At 67.7% G+C, this 22,411-nt stretch carries 19 protein-coding genes; 15 read left to right on the top strand and 4 right to left on the bottom strand.

Annotated elements, in window-relative coordinates; all coding sequences use genetic code 11:
- Positions 1–330 precede the first annotated feature (330 nt).
- Together K6V06_RS20635 and K6V06_RS04620 are read left to right on the top strand one after the other, a co-directional pair.
- Complete coding sequence (locus K6V06_RS20635; RefSeq protein WP_370637388.1) at positions 331–519, top strand: oxidoreductase-like domain-containing protein; 189 nt, start codon at positions 331–333, stop codon at positions 517–519.
- On the top strand, positions 516–1,421 hold the full coding sequence (locus K6V06_RS04620) for an NAD-dependent protein deacetylase (protein ID WP_222240424.1): 906 nt from the start codon (positions 516–518) through the stop codon (positions 1,419–1,421). Before K6V06_RS20635 ends, K6V06_RS04620 begins: the two co-directional genes overlap by 4 nt.
- Before the next feature lie 43 nt (positions 1,422–1,464).
- On the opposite strand, the gene dnaQ is transcribed toward K6V06_RS04620, so the two are convergent.
- The 3 genes from dnaQ to K6V06_RS04605 form a co-directional block, all read right to left on the bottom strand.
- Positions 1,465–2,184 carry a DNA polymerase III subunit epsilon gene (dnaQ, locus tag K6V06_RS04615; protein ID WP_222240423.1) on the bottom strand — a complete coding sequence of 240 codons (720 nt, stop codon included), beginning with the start codon at positions 2,182–2,184 and terminating at the stop codon, positions 1,465–1,467.
- 1 nt (position 2,185) lies between these two features.
- On the bottom strand, positions 2,186–2,644 hold the full coding sequence (rnhA, locus tag K6V06_RS04610) for a ribonuclease HI (protein ID WP_222240422.1): 459 nt from the start codon (positions 2,642–2,644) through the stop codon (positions 2,186–2,188).
- Between the two features lie 115 nt (positions 2,645–2,759).
- Positions 2,760–3,557, bottom strand: coding sequence for a class I SAM-dependent methyltransferase (locus K6V06_RS04605; RefSeq protein ID WP_222240421.1), 798 nt, complete (start codon positions 3,555–3,557; stop codon positions 2,760–2,762).
- Positions 3,558–3,567: 10 nt separating this feature from the next.
- Between K6V06_RS04605 and gloB the strand changes: the two genes are divergently transcribed.
- The 10 genes from gloB (at position 3,568) to K6V06_RS04555 (ending at position 16,527) form a co-directional block, all read left to right on the top strand.
- Positions 3,568–4,368 (top strand): hydroxyacylglutathione hydrolase, encoded by an 801-nt coding sequence (gloB, locus tag K6V06_RS04600; protein WP_222240420.1) that lies wholly within the window; start codon positions 3,568–3,570, stop codon positions 4,366–4,368.
- Positions 4,369–4,508: 140 nt separating this feature from the next.
- Positions 4,509–6,152: a transglycosylase SLT domain-containing protein gene (locus K6V06_RS04595; protein ID WP_222240419.1), complete on the top strand. Its 1,644-nt coding sequence runs from the start codon at positions 4,509–4,511 to the stop codon at positions 6,150–6,152.
- A gap of 118 nt (positions 6,153–6,270) precedes the next feature.
- Entirely contained in the window at positions 6,271–8,286 is a 2,016-nt protein-coding gene (locus tag K6V06_RS04590; protein WP_370637395.1) for a propionate--CoA ligase, read from the top strand.
- A gap of 149 nt (positions 8,287–8,435) precedes the next feature.
- The gene (locus tag K6V06_RS04585) at positions 8,436–10,805 is read left to right on the top strand and encodes a bifunctional salicylyl-CoA 5-hydroxylase/oxidoreductase (RefSeq protein ID WP_222240417.1); all 2,370 of its coding nucleotides are present in this window, start codon (positions 8,436–8,438) and stop codon (positions 10,803–10,805) included.
- The gene (locus K6V06_RS04580; RefSeq protein WP_222240416.1) at positions 10,802–11,608 is read left to right on the top strand and encodes an SDR family NAD(P)-dependent oxidoreductase; all 807 of its coding nucleotides are present in this window, start codon (positions 10,802–10,804) and stop codon (positions 11,606–11,608) included. The genes K6V06_RS04585 and K6V06_RS04580 overlap by 4 nt, the downstream gene beginning before the upstream one ends.
- 53 nt (positions 11,609–11,661) lie before the next feature.
- Positions 11,662–12,519 (top strand): enoyl-CoA hydratase family protein, encoded by an 858-nt coding sequence (locus K6V06_RS04575; RefSeq protein ID WP_222240415.1) that lies wholly within the window; start codon positions 11,662–11,664, stop codon positions 12,517–12,519.
- 96 nt (positions 12,520–12,615) lie between these two features.
- Positions 12,616–13,839: an acyl-CoA dehydrogenase family protein gene (locus K6V06_RS04570; protein ID WP_222240414.1), complete on the top strand. Its 1,224-nt coding sequence runs from the start codon at positions 12,616–12,618 to the stop codon at positions 13,837–13,839.
- Positions 13,840–13,931: 92 nt separating this feature from the next.
- Positions 13,932–15,638, top strand: a complete 1,707-nt coding sequence (locus tag K6V06_RS04565) for an AMP-binding protein (RefSeq protein ID WP_222240413.1) — start codon at positions 13,932–13,934, stop codon at positions 15,636–15,638.
- A 5-nt stretch (positions 15,639–15,643) separates the two neighbouring features.
- Positions 15,644–16,090 carry a thioesterase family protein gene (locus K6V06_RS04560; RefSeq protein WP_222240412.1) on the top strand — a complete coding sequence of 149 codons (447 nt, stop codon included), beginning with the start codon at positions 15,644–15,646 and terminating at the stop codon, positions 16,088–16,090.
- Between the two features lie 26 nt (positions 16,091–16,116).
- Positions 16,117–16,527, top strand: a complete 411-nt coding sequence (locus tag K6V06_RS04555) for a RidA family protein (protein WP_222240793.1) — start codon at positions 16,117–16,119, stop codon at positions 16,525–16,527.
- A 37-nt stretch (positions 16,528–16,564) separates the two neighbouring features.
- Here K6V06_RS04555 and K6V06_RS04550 read toward each other — a convergent pair whose 3' ends face one another.
- On the bottom strand, positions 16,565–16,765 hold the full coding sequence (locus K6V06_RS04550; RefSeq protein ID WP_222240411.1) for a DUF1059 domain-containing protein: 201 nt from the start codon (positions 16,763–16,765) through the stop codon (positions 16,565–16,567).
- 398 nt (positions 16,766–17,163) lie between these two features.
- Here K6V06_RS04550 and carA point away from each other — a divergent pair, with 398 nt between their 5' ends.
- The 3 genes from carA to carB all read left to right on the top strand — a co-directional run bounded on the left by carA (position 17,164) and on the right by carB (position 22,385).
- The gene (carA, locus tag K6V06_RS04545; RefSeq protein WP_222240410.1) at positions 17,164–18,300 is read left to right on the top strand and encodes a glutamine-hydrolyzing carbamoyl-phosphate synthase small subunit; all 1,137 of its coding nucleotides are present in this window, start codon (positions 17,164–17,166) and stop codon (positions 18,298–18,300) included.
- A 76-nt stretch (positions 18,301–18,376) separates the two neighbouring features.
- The gene (leuE, locus tag K6V06_RS04540) at positions 18,377–19,075 is read left to right on the top strand and encodes a leucine efflux protein LeuE (protein WP_222240409.1); all 699 of its coding nucleotides are present in this window, start codon (positions 18,377–18,379) and stop codon (positions 19,073–19,075) included.
- 61 nt (positions 19,076–19,136) lie between these two features.
- The gene (gene carB, locus K6V06_RS04535; RefSeq protein WP_222240408.1) at positions 19,137–22,385 is read left to right on the top strand and encodes a carbamoyl-phosphate synthase large subunit; all 3,249 of its coding nucleotides are present in this window, start codon (positions 19,137–19,139) and stop codon (positions 22,383–22,385) included.
- Positions 22,386–22,411: the final 26 nt, after the last annotated feature.

The following is a 22,411-nucleotide window of genomic DNA, read 5'->3' as shown; positions in this document are numbered from 1 at the left end:
TGGCACGGTCGCTACGACAGCCTGCGGGCGGCCGCACAATCCGTGACAAGGAAAACCGGTGCAGAAAATGATCGATCGATGGCGCCGGTCGAGATGGTGATAATCCCTAAAAACCCGAATGGCGTGCTTTCCTCTTTAGCTGCGCACTTTAGGTAAAGTCATCCCGTAGCCAAATGAGCGGCATTTTCCGCAATTCCGATTCCCGCATCGATGGCCGCAGTAACGAACGGTGTTCCGGTCATTGGCTGCGGCTTGCCCGCTCGCGGGCGGCAGGAATCCGGCGCTGGCCGTATACTCGATAGCGTGCAAAGAAATCCCGCTGAAGTGCCCGTGACCCCAGCCACTGCTCCCGCCGCCGACGACCCGCGCCCGCTGCCTCCCAATCGTCCGGACGACGACGCCTGTTGCGGCAGCGGCTGCGATCCGTGCATTTTCGATTTCTATTACGAGGAAATGGAGCGCTATCGCCAGGAGCTGCGCGATTGGCTGGCACGCCATCCCGGGGAAACGGCGGCATGATTTCGGACGATGCTGCCGTGACAATGCAGGCGCGGATCGCGGCGCTGGCGGATTTTCTCGGCCGGCACAGGCGTCTGCTGGTGCTGACCGGGGCCGGCATCAGCACCGAGTCCGGTATTCCCGGCTATCGGGATGCCGATGGCAACTGGAAAGGCCGCAAGCCGATTCAGCATCGGGAATATCTGGACTCGCACGCCGTGCGGCAGCGCTATTGGGCTCGCAGCATGGTGGGCTGGCCAGTGGTGTCCCGTGCGCGCCCGAATGCCGCACATCACGCGTTGGCGAGTTTGCAGCATGCCGGACAGGTGGAAATGCTGGTCACGCAGAATGTCGATGGATTGCATCAGGCCGCGGGCAGCACCGGCGTGGTGGAACTGCACGGCAGCATCCACTTCGCCTCGTGCCTGTCGTGTGGGCTGCGTGTTTCGCGGCAGGAGGTGCAGCACCGGCTGGAAGCCCGTAACCCCGGGTTTGCCGGCCTGACGGCGGCGCCCGCCGCCGATGGCGATGCACGGCTGGAGCGCGACGATTTCGACCGCGTCGTGGTGCCCGATTGCCTGCACTGCGGCGGCACGCTCAAGCCCGATGTGGTGTTCTTCGGCGATTCGGTGCCGCGCGAGCGGGTAGAAGCGGTGCACGCGGCGCTGGCTCGGGCCGATGCCCTGCTGGTGGTCGGCTCGTCGCTGATGGTGTATTCGGGCTACCGCTTCTGCCTGGCGGCTGTGCAGCAGGCCAAGCCGATCGCGGCGCTGAACCTGGGCATGACGCGCGCCGACGGCCTGCTCGCGCTGAAAGTGTCTGCACCGTGTGGACCGGCGCTATGGCAGGCCGTGGAAGCCCTGACGGGGCGCACTGTCCCCGCCGGTGCAGGGGAAGCGGGCGGCCTGGCGGCCACGCCCTGACGCTTTCCGGGAGCCGCGCAACAGGGCAGGGGAGAAGGAGGCCTCAGGCCGCCTCTTCCAGCGGGGCGTCTTCCTGCCACACGGCCTTGCCCATCCCCTTGAGCAGGGCAGCGTGCGCCGCGAGTTCCTCTTCGCTCGGCTCGATCACCGGCAGCGCCAGCGCGGACAGGTCCGCCATCGCCACCGCGACGCCATCACGGCTGCCGCCCGCCTCGGCGATATCGATGACCAGCGAGTTCTGTCCGCGGGTCATGGCGAGGTAGACCTCGGCGAGCAGTTCCGCGTCAAGCAGCGCACCGTGCAGCGTGCGGTGCGCATTGCTGACCCCGAGCCGCTCGCAAAGCGCATCGAGCGAGTTGCGTTTGCCGGGGAACATCTGGCGTGCTTCAAGCAATGTGTCGATCACATTGCTCGCATGTTTCCGGAAGGGAGGCAGGCCGCACAACTGGAATTCCATGTCGAGGAAGCCCAGGTCGAAGGCGGCATTGTGGATGATCAGCTCCGCGTCCTGGACGAATTCCCGAATCTGATGGACCACTTCCGCGAAGCGCGGCTTGTCGGCGAGGAATTCCAGCGTCAGCCCGTGCACCTCGATGGCGCCGGCATCGATCTCGCGTTCCGGATTGAGATAGAAGTGCAGATGCCTGCCCGTGAGCCGGCGGTTGACCAGCTCGACGCAGCCGATTTCGATCACGCGGTCGCCAGTGGCGGCGTTCAGGCCGGTGGTTTCGGTGTCCAGTACGATTTGTCGCATGGCGGGCATTCTACCCAAGCCCGGCCCGCGTGGCGGTCGAAATCGAGGCGACCCCGCGGTTGGCCAGTCCGTCGGCCCGCTCGTTGCCCGGATGGCCGTTGTGGCCGCGCACCCAGTGCCAGACCACATCGTGCTCGGCAGCCAGCGCATCCAGCGTCTGCCACAGGTCGGCATTCTTGACCGGCTTGCGCTCGGCGGTCTTCCAGCCGCGCGCCTTCCAGCCCTTGACCCATTCCGAGATCCCTTTCTGGACGTACTGCGAATCGGTGTAGACATCCACCCGGCAGGGACGCTTGAGTGCCCGCAGCGCTTCGATGACGGCGGTCAGCTCCATCCGGTTGTTGGTGGTGTTCGCCTCGCCGCCGAACAGCTCCTTTTCATGGGTGCCGGCGACCAGCACCGCACCCCAGCCGCCAGGGCCGGGATTGCCCTTGCAGGCGCCGTCGGAATAAATCGTGACTTGTTGCATGTGGATGGGTGGCGAGATGAAAAGGCTGCCGCCGGCGTCCGCAGCCTGCGGGGCGCTTCCGAGGCGCTTGCGGGAAGCGCCGCACGCGCCGGCTCTGGCAGGGCTGGTACCCGGCTCAGGCGTCGTCGTCGGGCGTCTTGCCGTGAGTACCGTTGGCGACAGGCGTGGCGACCGGCGCAAGCGCCGGCTTGGGGGTCTTCCAGGCCGGTCCGACGAGTCGGATGTTGCGCACGCGCTTGACTGCGGACAGCATATACACGGCGCCGAAGATCGGCCACCAGCGGTCCCCGGCCTTCTCCATGAAGGCGGCGCGCTGCAACCAGCGCTCGGTCCGGTAGGGAGGGCAATAGCAGCCGAAGCGGCCGCGAATGATATCGAAGCCGAGCAGCTTGAGCCAGTCCTTGATGCGCACGAATCCGATCGACTGCGCATCGGTGGGCAGGAAGGGCTCGGCGCCGAGCCGGTTCAGGCCCTGGCGGGCGCCCCACAGGCTCATCGGGTTGAAGCAGGAAATCACCACCCGGCCTTCGGGCATCAGCACCCGCGAGACTTCACGCAGCACCTCGTGCGGATCCTCGCTGAACTCCAGCACATGCGGCAGCGTGACGAGGTCCAGGCTCTGGGTGCCGAACGGCAGTTCGTCGAAGCGGCACAGCAGGTGCCGCGACGGGCCGGTGCCCGGCTCGATGGCGCGTGGACCATGCGGTCCGCTGTCGGCGTCGAGCGCCAATGCCGAGAATGGCATGCGGTTCTCGCGCAGCGTGTCGATTGCCGGCAGACCCAGCTGGACGGCGTGGTAGCCGAATATATCGGCCACGGTGCGGTCGTACTGCCCTTCCTCCCAGCGCAGCATGTACTGGCCGGGGGGTGAGGCCAGCCAGTTTTCCCAATCTATAATCGGACGCTTGGACATAGGAGTACGCATGTTGAAGGTGGAGCCGATCCCCGCATTCCAGGACAACTACATCTGGGCCATCCACGACGGCCGGTCGGTGGCGGTGGTCGACCCTGGCGACGCGGCCCCCGTGCTGGCGTATCTGGAACGCAAGGGGCTGCAACTCGGTGCCATTCTAATCACCCATCATCACGGCGATCACCAGGGCGGGGTCGCGCAGCTGCTCGCCAGCCACCCGCTCGGCCCCGATGGACGTTCGCTGCCCGTGGCAGGTCCTGCCACCGAGAAGATCGGGCACCGCACCCAGGCGGTGGCCCAGGGCGATACCGTCACGCTGGCCCATCCTGCCTTGACCTTGCGCGTGCTGGAGGTCCCCGGCCATACCGCGGGCCACATCGCCTATACCGGTTCGCTCGACGGCCTCGGACCGGTGCTCTTTTGCGGCGACACGCTGTTTGCCAGCGGCTGCGGCAGGCTGTTCGAAGGCACCGCCGCCCAAATGCTGCGGTCGCTGGACCAGTTCGCGGCCCTGCCGGACGACACGCGCGTCTACTGCGCTCATGAGTATACCGCCAGCAATGTCCGCTTCGCGCGTGCCGTCGAACCGCGGAACAACGCGCTGGCACGGTGGCAGGACAAGGTGGCCGAACTGCGCGCGGCGGGGCAGCCAACGCTGCCCACCACCATCGGCCACGAGCGCGAGGTCAATCCCTTCTTGCGTTCCCGCCTGCCCCAGGTGCGGCAGGCGCTGGCCGGGCGGATGCCCGCCGACGCCGACGATGCCGCGGCCTTTGCCGCGCTGCGGGCGTGGAAGGACGAATTCCGCTAGAGGGCAGGGACAGGGCAGGGACGCCGCCGGGGCCATGCGGCGCTGCGCCTTGTCCGCCCCTCGCCCAAATTTCAGATTGACGCTACCGCCGCTTTTTCTTTAGCATCGGACAATTTTTAGCGTCACGATCTGAGAATTTAATGCAATTTGGTCGATTCCTGGCGGCAATAGCGTGCGCCACGCTGCTTGCGGCGTGCGCCGGCACGCCCACGCCGCCCGAAGCCGGTCCCGCCGGCCTGCTGACCAGTGTCGCGAATGAACCGCGTCGCGGCGGCCTGCCCGCGACCGATCCGCTCAATTCGATTCATGTCCCCGCGACCATCGCGCGCGAGTCGCAGCCGCTGGACGTCGACAAGGGCGAACTGGACTGGGCCCTGGCCGGGCAGTCGCAAGACATCTGGGTTCGCATCCGCCGTGGCTTCAGCATGCCGGACCTGGAAGGCACGCTGGTGGAGGACCGGACGCAGTGGTATGCCGCGCGTCCGGACTATATGGAGCGCATGATCGGGCGCTCCAGCAAGTACCTCTACCACATCGTCGCCGAGCTGGAACGCCGCAACATGCCGACCGAGCTGGCGCTGCTGCCGTTCGTCGAGAGCGCGTTCAACCCGGAGGCCGTGTCCAGCGCGAAGGCGGCGGGCATGTGGCAGTTCATTCCGAGCACGGGCAAGAGCTTCAACCTGAAGCAGAACCTGTTCCGCGACGAGCGGCGCGACGTGCTCGCGTCGACCGAGGCCGCGCTGGACTATCTGAGCAAGCTGCACGATATGTTCGGCGACTGGCATCTGGCTCTGGCTGCCTATAACTGGGGCGAAGGCGCCGTATCGCGGGCAATCGCGCGCAACGAGGCGCGGGGCCTGCCGACGGACTACGCCAGCCTGTCGATGCCGAACGAGACGCGCTATTACGTGCCGAAACTGCAGGCGGTCAAGAATATCGTCGGCAATCCGTCGCTATACGGCGTGAACCTGCCGTCGATTCCGGATCATCCCTACTTCGTCACGGTGACGACGTCGCGGGATATCGATGTGTCGCTGGCGGCGAAGCTGGCCAACATGCCGCTGGAAGAATTCCGCGCGCTCAATCCGTCGTTCAACCAGCCGGTGATTCTGGGCGCCTCGAATCCGCAGATCCTGCTGCCCTTCGATAATGCGGAGCGCTTCCAGTACAACCTGAATACCTACCGGGGCGGCTTGTCGAGCTGGACCGCGGTGACGGTGGATGGCCGCGAGCGCATCGAATCGCTGGCGGCGCGGTTGAACGTCGATCCGGAAACGCTGCGCGAGGTCAACCGCATTCCCAAGGGCATGCGGCTGAAGCCGGGCTCTACCGTGATGATCCCGCGCTCGGGCCGGCATACCGAGGACATCAGCGCGAGTATCGCCGACAGCGCCATCCTGGCAATGGAGCCGGACCGGCCGGATACGCGCCGCGTCGTGGTCCGCGCCGGCAAGCGGGACACCATTGCCTCGATCGCCGACCGGCATGGTGTCACCGAATCGCAGGTGCGCGCCTGGAACCGGCTCTCCAGCTCCCGGCTGGTGCGCGGGCAGACGCTGGTGCTGCATGTGCCGGCGCGCAGCAGCCGTGCGGTGGCATCGGAGCACAAGGTCAAGGTGGTCCGGGCGTCCAGCAAGGGGTCCGCGCGAAACGCCGAGGCGCCGAGCCGCAAGCGCGTCGTGGTGCAGTCCAATGCCCGAGCGAAGGCCTCCGCCAGCCAGGGAAAGGTGATTCGCGCCTCATCCTCCAGCAGCAAGCCCAAGGTCAAGGCGAAGTCGCGCTGAAGCGGCCTGCCGCGGCCCGCGGTGGAGCGCGGGCCCCTGCCGCGGCGCGCGTTTCTGTCGCGCCGCACCAAATCTCGTCTTTCTGTCGTGTCTCCCCCGAAAGGGGGTAACGACCCCAATCCCGCTCTCCCTCGCATGGTGGCAAACTGGCGCTGGCCGGTTCACTGCCGGCCAATCCCGCCTACAAGAACAGAATGCGGAGGAGACCATGACGACGATTCGCGCCGTGCATGCACGTTCCCTGGCCGACCCGGAGGCCTTCTGGGCCGAGCAGGCCGAGCGCATCGATTGGGAGACCCGCTGCGAGCGGGTGCTCGACTACAGCAGGCCGCCGTTCGCACGGTGGTTCGTCGGGGGACGAACCAATCTGTGCCACAACGCGGTGGACCGCCATCTGGCAACGCGAGCGGACCAGGCCGCGCTGGTCTGGACTTCGACCGAGGTCGATCGGCAGCGCAGCATCAGTTACCGCGAGCTGCATGGCGAGGTCAACCGCATGGCGGCGATATTGCGCGAGTTTGGCGTGCGCAAGGGCGACCGCGTGCTGATCTACATGCCGATGATCCCCGAAGCGGTGTTCGCGATGCTGGCGTGCACGCGGATCGGCGCCATCCATTCCGTGGTGTTCGGCGGGTTTGCCTCGATCAGCCTGGCCGCGCGGCTGGACGACGCCCGCCCGCGGGTGGTGATCAGCGCCGACGCGGGTTCTCGCGCAGGCAAGGTGGTCGCTTACAAGCCGCTGCTGGACGAGGCGCTGGCGCGCGCCACCCATCGCCCCGAGCGCGTACTGCTGGTGGACCGGGGCCTGGCGCCGGTGGCGATGGTGCCGGGGCGCGACGAGGACTACGCGGGGTGGCGCGAACGGGTCGGGGCGGCGGCAGTGCCCTGCGAGTGGCTCGAATCCAATGAACCGTCCTATGTGCTCTATACCTCCGGCACCACGGGCAAACCGAAGGGGGTGCAGCGCGATACCGGTGGCTATGCGGTGGCGCTGGCCACCTCGATGGAGCTGATCTTCGGCGCCCATGCCGGCGACACCATGTTCACCACCTCGGACATCGGCTGGGTGGTCGGGCACAGCTATATCGTCTACGGACCGCTGCTGGCGGGGATGACCACGGTGATGTACGAGGGCACGCCGGTGCGCCCGGACGGCGGCATCCTGTGGCGGCTGGCCGAGCAGCATCGCGTCAACGTGATGTTCAGCGCGCCGACCGCCATCCGCGTGCTGAAGAAGCAGGATCCCGCCTGGCTGACGCGCTACGATCTGTCGAGCCTGCGCACGCTGTTCCTGGCGGGGGAACCGCTGGACGAGCCGACCGCCAGCTGGATCCAGCAGGGCATCGGCAAGCCGGTGGTGGACAACTACTGGCAGACCGAGACGGGGTGGCCGGTGATCGCCCTGCAGCCGGGCATCGAGCGCCTGCCGCCGAAGCTCGGCTCGCCCGGGGTGCCGGTCTATGGCTATGACGTTCGCATTGTCGACGAGCGTACCGGCGCGGATTGCGCGGCGGGGCAGAAGGGCGTGGTGGCGATCGAGGGCCCGTTGCCACCGGGGTGCATGAGCACCGTGTGGGGCGACGACAGCCGCTTCGTGCGCACCTACTGGTCCAACTTCCCCGATCGCCAGCGCTATTCGACCTTCGACTGGGGCGTGCGGGACGAGGACGGCTATCTCTTCATCCTGGGACGCACCGACGATGTCATCAACGTGGCCGGTCACCGGCTCGGCACACGCGAAATCGAGGAAAGCCTGGCGTCGCACCCGGCAGTGGCGGAAGTGGCCGTGGTGGGCGTGGCCGATGCCCTCAAGGGCCAGGTCGCGCTGGCGGTGTGCATCCTGCGCGATGCCCAGCTTGCCGGTACCGATGCCGCGCACAGGGCACTGGAAGGCGAACTGATGCGCATCGTGGAGAGCCAGCTGGGAGCGGTGGCCCGACCGTCGCGCATCGTGTTCGTACCGGCACTGCCCAAGACCCGGTCCGGCAAGCTGCTGCGTCGGGCGATCCAGGCGATCGCGGAAGGACGCGAGACCGGCGATCTGACGACCATCGAGGATCCGTCTACGCTGGATCATCTGCGGCAGGCGCTCGGCGTGGCCGAGGCAGTTCCCGCTGCGAGCGGCGCGGGCTAGGCGGGCGTCCCTTGCCGCCCTGGCTGCGGAGCAGGGCGGCGCCCAAATATCGCCTTGCCATTCGCCCCCGCGTCGACTAATATTTTATAACTAAAATATTCATATCTATATAAAAAGCGCGCCCGGGGGACACCCCAAGGAGACAGGCAATGCGAGTGCTGTGTATCGGCGGCGGTCCTGCGGGGCTCTACTTCGGCCTGCTGATGAAGCGGCAGAACCCGGCGCATGAGGTGACGGTAGTGGAGCGCAACCGGCCCTACGACACCTTCGGCTGGGGCGTGGTGTTCTCCGACGCGACCATGGCGAACCTGCGCGAGGCCGATCCGCAGAGCGCGGAACAGATCGACGCCGCCTTCAACCACTGGGACGACATCGATATCCACATGCGCGGCCGCACGATCCGGTCGGGCGGCCACGGCTTTATCGGCATCGGCCGCAAGCGTCTGCTCAATATCCTGCAGGCGCGCTGCGAAGCGCTCGGCGTGCGGCTGGTGTTCGAGACCGATGTCGAGGACGATGCGGCGCTGGCGCAGCGCTTCGGCGCGGATCTGGTGATCGCCTCGGACGGCGTCAACAGCCGCATTCGCACGCGCTATGCCGACACCTTCCAGCCGGATGTCGAAGCGCGGCACTGCCGCTTCGTCTGGCTGGGCACGCATCGCCGCTTCGACGCCTTCACCTTCGCCTTCGAGCAGACCGAGCACGGCTGGTTTCAGGCGCATGCCTACCGCTTCGACGACGACACCTCGACCTTCATCGTGGAGACGCCGGAGGCGGTGTGGCGCGCCGCGGGGCTGGACCGGATGGACCAGCCGCAGGCGATCGCCTTCTGCGAGCGGCTGTTCGCGCGCTACCTGGACGGGCAGCCGCTGATCAGCAACGCCACGCATCTGCGCGGGTCGGCCAACTGGATCCGCTTCCAGCGCGTGATCTGCCGCACCTGGGTGCACTGGAACACGCTGGACGACGGGCGCCGCGTGCCGGTGGTGCTGATGGGCGACGCGGCCCATACCGCGCACTTTTCGATCGGATCGGGCACCCGGCTGGCGCTGGAGGACGGCATCGACCTGGCGAACAACCTGCGCGGTGTCGACGTGGGGCAGGGCGGTGCAGGGCCTGGGCTGGAAGAGGCGCTGCAACGCTATGAAGCCACCCGCAGCGTCGAGGTGCTGAAGATCCAGAACGCCGCGCGCAATTCGACGGAGTGGTTCGAGAACGTCGAACGCTATGCGCGCCTGCCGGTGGAGCAGTTTGCCTATTCGCTGCTGACGCGCTCCCAGCGCATCTCGCATGAAAACCTGCGGCTGCGCGACCCTGGCTACGTCGCGGGCTACGAGCGCTGGCTAGCGGCGCAATCGGGCATGGCGCCGGACGGCGAGAATCCGCCCGCCGCGGATCCGCTGCCGCCGATGCTGACGCCCTACCGTGTGCGCGACCTGGTGCTGCGCAACCGCGTGGTGGTATCTCCCATGGCGATGTACTCGTGCGTCGACGGCGTGCCCGGCGACTTTCATCTGGTGCATCTGGGCGCCCGGGCCACTGGCGGCGCGGCGCTGGTGATGGCGGAGATGACCTGCGTCACGCCCGAGGGCCGCATCACGCCGGGCTGCCCCGGCCTGTGGGACGATGCCCAGCGCGATGCCTGGCGGCGCATCGTCGATTTCGTCCATGGCAACAGCGGCGCGCGCATCGGCATCCAGCTGGGCCACTCGGGGCGCAAGGGTTCGACGCAACTGGGCTGGCAGCGCATGGACCATCCGTTGCCCGAGGGTAACTGGCCGCTGCTGTCCGCGTCCCCGTTGCCCTATCTGCCCGGCATCTCGCAGGTGCCCCGCGAGATGACGCGGCAGGATATGGACGAGGTGCGGGATGCCTTCGTCGCCGCGGCGCGCCGGGCAGCGGAGGCGGGCTTCGACTGGCTCGAGCTGCATTGCGCGCACGGCTATCTGCTGTCGTCCTTCATCTCGCCGCTGACCAACCTGCGCCAGGATGAATACGGCGGCTCGCTGCAGGCGCGGCTGCGCTATCCGCTGGAGGTCTTCGCCGCGGTGCGGGAAGTCTGGCCGTCACGCCGGCCGATGTCGGTGCGCATCTCCGCGCACGACTGGGTGGAAGGCGGCATCACACCCGATGACGCGGTCGAGATTGCCCGCGCCTTCCGTGATGCCGGTGCCGACATGATTGACTGTTCGTCCGGCCAGGTCAGCCCCGAGCAGGCGCCGGTCTACGGGCGGATGTACCAGACACCGTTTGCCGACCGTATCCGCAACGAGGCCGGCATCGCGACCATCGCGGTGGGCGCCATTACCGACGGCGACCAGGTCGACAGCATCATCGCTGCCGGCCGCGCCGACCTGTGCGCGATCGCGCGGCCGCACCTGGCGGATCCGGCCTGGACCCTGCACCAGGCGGCGCGGCTGGGCTACCGGGAGGTGCCGTGGCCGCGTCCCTACCTGGCGGGCAAGCGGCAGCTGGAAACGCTGTACGAGCGCGCGGCGGCGCAGGGTGTGGTGGCATGAGCGCCGAGCGGATCGATGTTCTCGCCGGCCGGCATGCGCTGGTTACCGGCGGTGCGCGCGGCATCGGCGCCGCCATTGCTGCGGCGCTGCATCGGGCAGGCGCGGCGGTCACGCTGGTCGGGCGCGACGGCGCGTCGCTGGAGCGCGCCGTCATGCAGCTGCGCGCGGCGTCCGGTGCTGGCGCAGCGGTGCAAGCGGTGCAGGCCGATGTCGCGGATGCCGATGCCGTGCAGCACGCGTTCGAACGCGCAAGCCAGCAGGCCGGACCGATCGCGATCCTGGTCAACAACGCCGGGCAGGCGGTGAGCGCGCCGTTCGGGCGCACCGATGCCCAGCTGTGGCGACGGATGCTCGATGCTAACCTGAACGGCACGTTCCACTGCACGCAGGCGGCGCTGCCGGCGATGCTCGACGCCGGCTGGGGCCGGATCGTCAACGTCGCCAGTACCGCGGGCCTGACCGGCTATGCCTATGTCAGCGCGTATTGCGCCGCCAAGCATGGCGTGATCGGCCTGACGCGAGCGCTGGCGCTGGAGACCGCGCGCAGCGGTGTCACGGTCAATGCGGTGTGCCCCGGTTACACCGAGACCGACCTGGTGCGCGACGCGGTCGCCAATATCGTCGCGAAGACCGGGCGCAACGAAGCGCAGGCGCGCGCCGAACTGGCGGCGAGGAATCCGCAGCGGCGCCTGGTGCAGCCCGAGGAGGTGGCCAGCACCGTGCTGTGGCTGTGCCGCCCCGATGCTGCAGCGATGACGGGGCAAGCGATTGCGGTGGCCGGCGGCGAGGTCATGACGGGATGAAGCACACCATCCACAACGCGACACCACGATTTCCTGACAGGCAAGGAGCGCAGATGAACGAGAGCGACAGCGTGGGCGCCATGCAGCACCATCGGCGAGAACTGGCGAGCTATGCCGCCCGCCATTTCCTGTGGTCGGTGTCCGAAGACGGCAAGGTCGGCACCATCACGCTGAACCGGCCGGACCGCAAGAATCCGCTGACCTTCGATTCGTATGCGGAGCTGCGCGACCTGTTCCGCGCGCTGGTGTACGCATCGGATATCCGCGTGGTGGTGGTCACCGGCGCCGGCGGCAACTTCTGTTCGGGCGGCGACGTGCACGAGATCATCGGGCCGCTGACGCGAATGGACATGGCGGGCCTGCTCGCCTTCACCCGGATGACGGGCGATCTGGTCAAGGCGATGCGCCACTGTCCGCAGCCGGTGATTGCCGCGGTGGACGGTGTCTGCGCCGGGGCCGGCGCGATGATCGCGCTGGCCGCCGACATGCGCCTGGCCACCGAGGCGGCACGCACGGCGTTCCTCTTCGTGCGGGTAGGGCTGGCCGGCGCGGACATGGGCGCGTGCTCGCTGCTGCCGCGCGTGATCGGCCAGGGCAGGGCGAGCGAGCTGCTCTACACCGGCCGCTCGATGAGCGCGCAGGAGGGCCTGGCATGGGGCTTTTTCAATGCGCTGCATTCGCCCGACAGCCTGCAGCAGGAGGCCTCGGCGCTGGCGGCGCGTCTTGCCGCCGGGCCGACCTTCGCGCACGGCATCACCAAGACGCTGCTGCACCAGGAATGGAACATGGGCCTGGACGAAGCGATCGAGGCGGAGGCACAGGCACAGGCGATCTGCATGCAGACGGCGGATTTCCGCCGCGCCTACGAGGCGTTTGTCGCCAAGCTGCCGCCCGCCTTCCAGGGCGACTGACACCGGGCAGAACACGGGACAGAGCACCGGACAGAGCACCGGACAGAGCACCGGACAGAGCACCGGACAGAGCACCGGACCGACAGGAGCGAGGACATGCCGACCAGCTGGGAAGAGGATCTGCAACTGCCGTTGTTCGACGAGGCACACCGTGGCCTGGCGGCAGAACTGGAAGCATGGTGCGACCGGACCTTCGGCGCGCCCACCCGCGAGTTGCATGGGCATGGGCCCGGCACCGACGTCGATGCGCGCTGCCGGGAACTGGTGCGCATGCTGGGCGCGGCCGGCTGGCTGCGCTACTGCGTGCCGCGCTCGTACGGCGGTGCCTTGCCCGAGCTCGACTCGCGCGCGCTGTGCCTGCTGCGCGCGACGCTGGCGCGGTACGACGGTCTTGCCGACTTCGCCTTCGCCATGCAGGGCCTGGGCTCCGGCGCGATCAGCCTGGCCGGCAGCGAAGCGCTGCGCGAGCGCTATCTACCGCGTGTCGCGCGCGGCGAGGCCATCGCCGCCTTTGCGTTGTCGGAGCCGGAGGCCGGCTCGGACGTGGCGGCGATGCAATGCCGCGCGGTGCGCGACGGCGACAGCTATGTCCTCGATGGCGTCAAGACGTGGATCTCCAACGGCGGCATCGCGGACTTCTACTGCGTCTTCGCCCGCACCGGCGAAGCGGAAGGCGCGCGCGGCATCAGCGCCTTCGTGGTCGACGCCGACACCTCGGGATTCGAGGTCGCCCAGCGCATCGACGTGATGGCGCCGCATCCGCTCGCCACATTGCGCTTCGCCGGATGCCGGATTCCGGCGAGCCAGCGGCTGGGCGAGGCAGGGGAGGGGTTCAAGCTGGCCATGCGCACGCTCGACATCTTCCGCGCATCCGTGGCCGCCGCCGCGCTCGGCTTTGGCCGCGCCGCCCTCGATGCCGCGCTCGCCCACGCGCATACGCGCCGCATGTTCGGCGGCACGCTGGGCGAACTGCAGCTTACGCAGGCCGCGCTCGGCGAGATGGCGACGGCGCTCGATGCGGCGGCCTTGCTGACCTGGCGCGCCGCGTGGCTGCGCGACGTATCGCGCGAGCGCGGCGGCATGCGCACCACCAGGCAGGCCGCGATGGCCAAGATGAGCGCCACCGAGAACGCCCAGATGGTGATCGACCGCGCGGTGCAGCTGTTCGGCGGGCACGGGGTTCGCCTCGGCTCGCGGGTGGAAAGCCTGTATCGGGAGATCCGCGCGCTGCGCATCTACGAGGGCGCCACCGAGGTACAGAAGCTGATCGTCGGCCGCGACCTGCTTGCCGCCAGTTCGAAGGCGGGCGGGACCGGCTAGCGCCGGCGCCGCGATCCGGAGAGTTTCTGAACCGCACTCCTGCCAGCAGTCCTTCGCCGAACCCATCCTCCGCGCCAAGAAGGGAGCCCGCCATGGCCGCCACTGCCCACCTCGATACCTTTGCCCGTGACCGCCTGCCGCCGCGCGACGCCTGGCCCGAGTTCGTCTTCAACGACGATACGCGCTATCCGGAGCGGCTGAACGCCACGGCCGAGCTGCTCGACCGCCAACTGGATGCGGGCCGCGGCGAGCACGCGGCGATCTGCTACCCGGACGCCAGTGCGCAGGGCGGATTCTCCACGCTCACCTACGCGGGCCTCGCCGCCACGGTGAACCGGATCGCGCGCGTGCTGACCGAGGACATGGGCCTGATCCCCGGCAATCGCGTGCTGCTGCGCGGGCCGAACAGCCCGATGATGGCGGCGAGCCTGCTGGCCACCCTCAAGGCCGGGCTGATCGCCGTGCCCACCATGCCGCTGCTGCGGGCGCGCGAGCTGCGCACCATCGTCGAGCGGGCGCAGGTGGACGCGGCCTTGTGCGACGCACGGCTGCTGGAGGAGCTGGAGCCGCTGCGGCAGGCGGGCGGTCCGTCGCACTGCCCGTCCCTGCGGCAACTGCGGGTCTTCCAGGCGCCGGGCGACGATGCGTCGCTGGACGCGGCGCTGGCGGGCAAGCCGGCCGACTTCGCCGCCTGCGATACCGCCGCCGACGATGTGGCGATCATCGCCTTTACCAGCGGCACCACGGGCCAGCCCAAGGGGACCGTGCACTTTCACCGCGACGTGATCGCGATGTGCGATCTGTTCCCGCGGCACATCCTCAAGCCGACCGAGGACGACGTGTTCTGCGGCACGCCGCCGCTTGCCTTCACCTTCGGACTCGGCGGGCTGCTGTGTTTTCCGTTGCGGGCCGGCGCCACCACCGTGCTGGCCGAGAAGCTGACGCCGGAGAGCCTGCTGGACCTGATCGAGGCGACCCGGGCGACCATCGTCTTCACCGCCCCGACCTTCTACCGGCAGATGGCGGCGGCCGCGCCAGGACGAGACCTGGGCAGCTTGCGCAAGAGCGTGTCGGCGGGAGAAGCCCTGCCCGACGCGACGCGCCAGCGCTGGAAGGCGGCCACCGGCATCGAGATGATCGATGGCATCGGCGCCACCGAGATGATGCATATCTTCATCTCCAGCGCCGGCGCCGAGGTGCGCCCAGGTGCGATTGGCAAGGCCGTGCCCGGCTACGAGGCGCGCATTGTCGACGACCAGATGCGCACGCTGCCGCCCGGCACGCCGGGCAAGCTTGCGGTGCGCGGCCCCACCGGTTGCCGCTACCTGGACGATCCGCGTCAGCACGACTACGTGCGCGACGGCTGGAACCTGCCCGGCGACACCTTCGTCGCCGATGAGGACGGCTACTACTTCTACCAGGCGCGCTCGGACGACATGATCGTCTCGGCGGGCTACAACATCGCCGGGCCGGAGGTCGAAGCGGCGCTGATGCAGCACGAGGCAGTGTCCGAGTGCGGTGTGGTGGGGGTACCCGATCCGGAGCGCGGGCAGATCGTGATGGCATATGTGGTGACACGCGCGGGCTTCGAGGGCAGCGACGCCTTGCGACAGGCGTTGCAGGACCACGTCAAGCGGCAGATCGCTCCCTACAAGTACCCGCGCCGCATCGTCTTCGTGCAGCAGCTGCCGCGCACCGAAACCGGCAAGCTGCAGCGCTTCCGGCTGCGGCAGATGGCTGCCGACATGGAGCCGGTGGTCGATGGCGGCGCGGGCGCCGTGTCCGCGGCACGGCGGTGAGCGGCATGCAGGCCTTCGTCCGCGCGCATCGGGTGCGATTCGGCGACTGCGACGCCGCCGGCATCGTGTTCTTTCCGCGCTACTTCGAGATGCTCAACGATCTGGTCGAGGACTGGTTCGGCGAGGCGCTGCAATGGCCGTTCGCCACCATGCACGGCGCCGACCGCGCGGCGATGCCCACTGCCGAGATCCAATGCCGCTTTGTCGCGCCCAGCCGGCTGGGCGATGAACTGAGGCGCGAACTGCGGGTGACGCGGCTGGGCACCAGCAGTTGCACGCTCGCGGTGCGCTTCACCGGGCCGGCGTCCGACCTGCGGCTGGAACTGACCCAGCGGCTGGTCTGCGTCACGGCGCAAGGCGCCTTGACCCCGCAGCCGTTTCCGCCCGCCGTGCGCGCGGCGATGGCCCGCTTCTGCAACACTGATTTCGAGCAAACGAGAGAACCGACATGACCATGCAGATGCCGCTCGCGGAACCAATGACCTTCCTGCAGCCGCCGGGCTGGGCCCCGCCGCGCGGCTATGCCAACGGTGTGATGACCGAACTGCAGGTGGGCAGCCGGCTGATCTTCGTCGGCGGGCAGATCGGCTGGAATGCCCAGTGCGAATTCGAGACCGACGATCTGGCGGAGCAGGCCGGCCAGGCCTTGCGCAACATCGTCGCGGTGCTGGAGCAGGGCGGGGCAAGCCCGGCGCACATCGCCCGGATGACCTGGTATGTGAAGGACAAGCGCGCCTACGTCGCCGCGTGGCGCGAGATCGGTGCCCATTATCGGACAATCATCGGACGCCACTTCCCGGCAATGACGGCGGTTGAAGTCGCCGATCTGGTCGAACCGCGGGCGCTGATCGAGATCGAAGTGACGGCGGTGGTGCCGCCAGGAGAGTGAGCCGGCGCGCCGTCCTTTCGGCACGCCGGCTGCGGGGTCACGCCGTCGTGGCGGCGTCCTTGAACAGCGACTTCAGCTGGGTGCGCAGCGCCGGGCTGTCCTGATGCTGATGCACCGCAACCGCATGCTGGACCGCGGCTTCGAGCAACTCGTCCTCGCTGTCGGCGCTGATCGCTACCGTGCAGTGATTGGCGCTCGGATAGTCGCGGCAATCGATGGTCTTGCGCTTGGATTCCATATGGCCTCCTGCCTCCGGCCTGGCGGCCGGCGGATTCAGTATAGGCGCTCGCGCGAGTGGCGATTGCGACTCAGCCGAGCAGCGACGCCGGTTCGTGCAAGCCCGCCCGGTCGCGCGCAAGTCTTTGAATTCTTGAGAAATTGGCGCCAGTGAGGTACAATCCGAAAGTTTCGCTTTCAGAACCCTTCACCCTAGCGCCTACCGCATTCCACCTTCCGCTGCCCCCTTGTCGCTGCGCCCGGCCCATGAGCCGGATTGTCGCGCGGCCCGGCCCCTGCCAGTCACCCGCCAATGCGGGAAGCCGGCCAGTCGAGGCTGTCCATCAGGGGGCCCCCGAACAGGGGCAACGGCGTCGAGAGAGGTTGGTCACGGGGTGAATCCAGCAGGAGCCTCTACCCGTGTTACCGTCTTTCCCGCCCGCCATTCTTGCGCTAGCAGACGGCACGGTCTTTCGTGGCTATTCCATCGGCGCCCCCGGCCATACCATCGGCGAAGTGGTGTTCAACACCGCGCTGACCGGTTACCAGGAAATCCTTACCGACCCGAGCTATTCCCGGCAGATCGTCACGCTGACGTATCCGCATATCGGCAATGTCGGTGTCAATGTTGAGGACGTCGAAGCCGCCAAAGTCCATGCCGCCGGCCTGATCATCAAGGATCTGCCGCTGCTGGCCTCCAACTTCCGCAAGGAACACACGCTCTCGCACTACCTGAAGCAGGAGAAGGTGCCCGGCATCGCCGGCATCGACACCCGCAAGCTGACCCGCATCCTGCGCGAGAAGGGCGCGCAGAACGGCTGCATCCTGGCCGGCGAGGACAATGTGCAGAAGGCCATCGACCTGGCGCGCTCGTTCCCGGGCCTGGCCGGCATGGACCTGGCCAAGGTCGTGTCCGTGCGCGAGCCGTACGAATGGAACCAGACGGAATGGGCGCTGGGCCAGGGCTACGGCAAGCTGGAGAAGCCCCGTTTCCACGTGGTCGCGTTCGACTACGGCGTCAAGTACAACATCCTGCGCATGCTGGCGCAGCGCGGCTGCCGCATCACGGTGCTGCCGGCCCAGTCGAGCGCCGCCGACGCGCTGGCGTACAACCCGGACGGCATCTTCCTGGCCAACGGCCCGGGCGATCCCGAGCCGTGCGACTACGCCATCCGCGCGACCGAGGAGTTCCTGCGCAAGGGCATCCCGACCTTCGGCATCTGCCTGGGCCACCAGATCATGGGCCTGGCCGTCGGCGCCAAGACGCGCAAGATGGCAACCGGCCACCATGGCGCCAACCATCCGGTCAAGGACCTGGACGATGGCCGCGTGGTGATCACCTCGCAGAACCATGGCTTCGAAGTCGATGCACAGACGCTGCCGGCCAACGCACGGGTGACGCACGTGTCGCTGTTCGACGGCACGCTGCAGGGCTTCGCGCTGAACGACAAGCCGGCCTTCTGCTTCCAGGGGCACCCGGAGGCGTCGCCAGGCCCGCACGACGTGGCGTACCTGTTCGACCGCTTCACCACGCTGATGGAGCAGGCGCGCAAGTAAGCCGGATGCCGGCGCCGCAGTGCGGCTGCCGGCATCGCACAGCCAGCGCCCGCGCGAGCCAACCGAGGAACCTCCGATGAACGCGATGATGCATGCCAGCTTCGGCATCACCGACTTCTGGACCTATCTGCTGGGCACGATCTTCATCGTGCTGCTGCCGGGTCCGAATTCGATGTATGTGCTGTCGGTCGCCGCCCAGCGTGGCGTGCGGGCCGGCTATCGCGGCGCCTGCGGGGTGTTTCTCGGCGACGCGATCCTGATGGTGCTGTCGGCGGCGGGGGTCGCCTCGCTGCTCAAGGCCAGTCCCGGGCTGTTCTATGTGATCAAGTACGCCGGTGCGGCGTACCTGGCCTGGATCGGCTTGCAGATGCTGCGCGGCGCCTTGCGCGGCTGGGTCCGTGCCGAGGCCGGGGAGACGAAAGCCGGTGATGGCGCTGGCGGGGCCCGGCAGGAAGAGACGGCGGACAAGGCCGCGGACCCGTTCCGCAAGGCGCTGCTGATCAGCCTGCTGAACCCGAAGGCCATCCTGTTTTTCGTGTCCTTCTTCATCCAGTTCGTCGACCCGCAGTTCGCCTATCCGGCGCTGTCGTTCGCCGTGCTGGGGCTGGTGTGCCAGCTGTGCAGCTTCGCCTACCTGACGGTGATCATCTTCGCCGGTGCGAGGCTGGCCGCCGCGTTTCGCCAGCGCCGCCGGCTCTCGGCCGGCGTCGCCAGCGGCGTGGGCGCGATGTTTATCGGCTTCGGCGCCAAGCTGGCGACGGCCACCCTGAACTGAAATTTAGATATCCGGACCGGCACGCTCGCCAAGCGAGGCCGGCCGACAATGAGAGCGTGCAATGCCAAAACGCACAGACATCCAGAGCATCCTGATCATCGGCGCAGGCCCCATCATCATCGGGCAGGCGTGCGAATTCGACTATTCCGGCGCACAGGCCTGCAAGGCGCTGCGCGAGGAAGGCTTCAAGGTCATTCTGGTCAATTCGAACCCGGCCACGATCATGACCGATCCGGCCACGGCCGACGTCACCTATATCGAGCCCATCACCTGGGAGGTGGTCGAGCGCATCATCGCCAAGGAACGGCCCGATGCGATCCTGCCGACCATGGGCGGCCAGACCGCGCTGAACTGCGCGCTGGACCTGCATCGTCACGGCGTGCTGGAAAAGTACGACGTCGAGCTGATCGGCGCCTCGCCCGAGGCGATCGACAAGGCCGAGGACCGCCAGAAGTTCAAGGAAGCGATGACGAAGATCGGACTGGGCTCGGCCAAGTCCGGTATCGCCCATTCGATGGAAGAGGCGCTCGCGGTGCAGTCGCAGATCGCCCGCGACACCAGTTCCAGCGGCTATCCCATCGTCATCCGCCCGTCGTTCACGCTGGGCGGCACCGGCGGCGGCATCGCCTACAACCGCGAGGAATTCGAGGAGATCTGCAAGCGCGGCCTGGACCTGTCGCCGACCCGCGAGCTGCTGATCGAAGAGTCGCTGCTGGGCTGGAAGGAGTACGAGATGGAAGTGGTCCGCGACAAGGCGGACAACTGCATCATCATCTGCTCGATCGAAAACCTGGATCCGATGGGCATCCATACCGGCGACTCGATCACCGTGGCGCCGGCACAGACCCTGACCGACAAGGAATACCAGATCCTGCGCAACGCCTCCCTGGCGGTGCTGCGCGAGATCGGCGTCGATACCGGCGGCTCGAACGTGCAGTTCTCGATCAATCCGAAGGATGGTCGGATGATCGTGATCGAGATGAACCCGCGCGTGTCGCGGTCGTCGGCGCTGGCCTCCAAGGCCACCGGCTTCCCCATCGCCAAGGTCGCCGCCAAGCTGGCGGTCGGCTACACGCTGGACGAGCTGAAGAACGAGATCACCGGCGGCCAGACCCCGGCCTCGTTCGAGCCGTCGATCGACTACGTGGTCACCAAGGTGCCGCGCTTTGCCTTCGAGAAATTCCCGCAGGCCGACAGCCACCTGACCACCCAGATGAAGTCGGTGGGCGAGGTGATGGCGATGGGCCGTACCTTCCAGGAATCGTTCCAGAAGGCGCTGCGCGGCCTCGAAGTCGGCGTGGACGGCCTGGACGAAAAATCCTCCGACCGCGACGAGATCGTCGAGGAAATCGGCGAACCGGGTCCGGACCGCATCTGGTACGTCGGCGACGCCTTCCGTCTGGGCATGTCGCTGGAAGAGGTGTACGCCGAGACCGACATCGATCCGTGGTTCCTGGCGCAGATCGAGGACATCGTCAAGACCGAGGCACAGGTCAAGGCGCGCACGCTGGACAGTCTGTCTGCGGCCGAACTGCGCTATCTGAAGCAGAAGGGCTTCTCCGACCGCCGCCTGGCGAAGCTGATGAAGACCGAGCCCACGGCCGTGCGCCAGGCGCGCATCGGCTATGGCGTGCGTCCGGTCTACAAGCGGGTCGATACCTGCGCGGCCGAGTTCGCCACCAACACCGCGTACATGTACTCGACCTACGAGGCCGAGCATGGCGAGTGCGAGGCCAACCCGACCGATCGCCGCAAGATCATGGTGCTGGGCGGTGGCCCGAACCGGATCGGGCAGGGCATCGAGTTCGACTATTGCTGCGTGCATGCGGCGCTGGCGCTGCGCGAAGACGGGTACGAGACCATCATGGTCAACTGCAACCCGGAGACCGTGTCGACCGACTATGACACCTCGGACCGCCTGTACTTCGAGCCGCTGACGCTGGAAGACGTGCTGGAAATCGTCGACAAGGAAAAGCCGGTCGGCGTGATCGTGCAGTACGGCGGGCAGACCCCGCTGAAGCTGGCGCTCGATCTGGAAGCCAACGGCGTGCCCATCATCGGCACCAGCCCGGACATGATCGACGCTGCCGAGGACCGCGAGCGCTTCCAGAAGCTGCTGCAGGAGCTGGATCTGCGCCAGCCGCCCAACCGCACCGCGCGTACCGAGGAAGAGGCGCTGCGCCTGGCCGCCGAGATCGGCTATCCGCTGGTGGTGCGCCCGTCGTATGTGCTGGGCGGCCGCGCCATGGAAATCGTGCATGAACCGCGCGACCTGGAGCGCTACATGCGCGAGGCGGTCAAGGTGTCGAACGACTCGCCGGTGCTGCTGGACCGCTTCCTCAACGATGCGATCGAATGCGACGTCGATGCGCTGTGCGACGGCAAGCGCGTGTTCATCGGCGGCGTGATGGAGCATATCGAGCAGGCGGGCGTCCATTCGGGCGATTCGGCGTGCTCGCTGCCGCCGTACTCGCTGTCGCAGGCGACCGTCGATGAACTGAAGCGCCAGACCGCCGCGATGGCCAAGGCGCTGAACGTGGTCGGCCTGATGAACGTGCAGTTCGCGATCCAGCAGAAGGACGGCGAGGACATCGTCTACGTGCTGGAAGTGAACCCGCGCGCCTCGCGCACCGTGCCCTACGTGTCCAAGGCCACCGGCATGCAGCTGGCGAAGATCGCCGCGCGCTGCATGGCAGGCCAGTCGCTGGACGAGCAGGGCATCGGCAACGAGGTGATTCCGCCGTACTTCAGCGTCAAGGAAGCGGTGTTCCCGTTCAACAAGTTCCCGGGCGTCGATCCGGTGCTTGGACCGGAAATGCGCTCGACCGGCGAAGTGATGGGCGTGGGCAAGACCTTCGGCGAGGCGCTGTTCAAGAGCCAGCTCGCCGCCGGCTCGCGCCTGCCCGAGCGCGGCACCGTGCTGCTGACCGTCAAGGACAGCGACAAGCCGCGCGCGGTCGGCGTGGCGCGCATGCTGCACGACATGGGGTATCCGCTGGTCGCCACGCGCGGCACGGCTTCGGCGATCGAAGCGGCCGGCATTCCGGTGCGCGTGGTCAACAAGGTCAAGGACGGCCGCCCGCATATCGTCGACATGCTGAAGAACGGCGAACTGGCGCTGGTGTTCACCACGGTGGACGAGACCCGCGCCGCCATCGCCGATTCGCGCTCGATCCGCATCTCGGCGCTGGCCAACCGCGTGCCGTACTACACCACCATCGCCGGCGCCCGCGCCGCGGTGGAAGGCCTCAAGCATCTGCAGAGCCTTGAGGTGTACGACCTGCAAGGGCTGCACGCCACGCTGGACTGATGGCCCGCGGCGTGGGCTTGCCTGCG

Origin of the sequence: Cupriavidus sp. AU9028 (assembly GCF_019795295.1) — a bacterium.
Taxonomy (GTDB): domain Bacteria; phylum Pseudomonadota; class Gammaproteobacteria; order Burkholderiales; family Burkholderiaceae; genus Cupriavidus.
Note: the sequence above shows the minus strand (reverse complement) of the source record. Positions and strands in the feature narration are given on the sequence as shown.